1 protein-coding gene is annotated in these 490 nt (G+C 62.7%); it reads left to right on the forward strand.

What is annotated here, in order from left to right:
- The coding region (locus BK660_RS31630) for a type 2 periplasmic-binding domain-containing protein (RefSeq protein ID WP_473087036.1) at nucleotides 1–490 on the forward strand (490 nt) is incomplete at both ends.

The raw sequence follows: 490 nt of genomic DNA on the forward strand, positions 1-490 counted from the left end.
GATGTGAACATCGCTTACGTCAGTCCGGTGGACGCACAGAATGCGTTTGCCAGCGGCAAGCTTGATGCCTGGGCGGTGTGGTATCCCTTCGTCGGCCAGGCGACATCGCGCGGTGCACGGGTTCTGGTCGATGGCAGCGCCTGGCCGGAAACCGGGCTGAATTTCACCGTCGCCAGCCTGCAGGCACTGAGTGATCCGCAGCGGGCAGGGCCGTTGGGCGATTTGCTCGCCAGGCTGGCCCGCGCTCAAGCCTGGGCCACGGCACACCCTGAAGAATGGGCCGAAGTTTTCGCGCAAACCACCCGACTCCCCGTGGCGCTGGTGCAAGAAATGCTCGCGCATCAAGCTCTTCGCTATGTGCCGATCGAATCCTCGGTCATCGCCTCGCAACAGCATCTGGCCGACCTGTTTGCCAGCGAACGTCTGATTCCGCGACCACTGCAGGTCGGGCAGATCTTCGACGATCGCTTCAACCCTTTACTGCCAAGCC

Origin of the sequence: Pseudomonas brassicacearum (assembly GCF_003732265.1) — a bacterium.
GTDB lineage: Bacteria > Pseudomonadota > Gammaproteobacteria > Pseudomonadales > Pseudomonadaceae > Aquipseudomonas > Aquipseudomonas brassicacearum_D.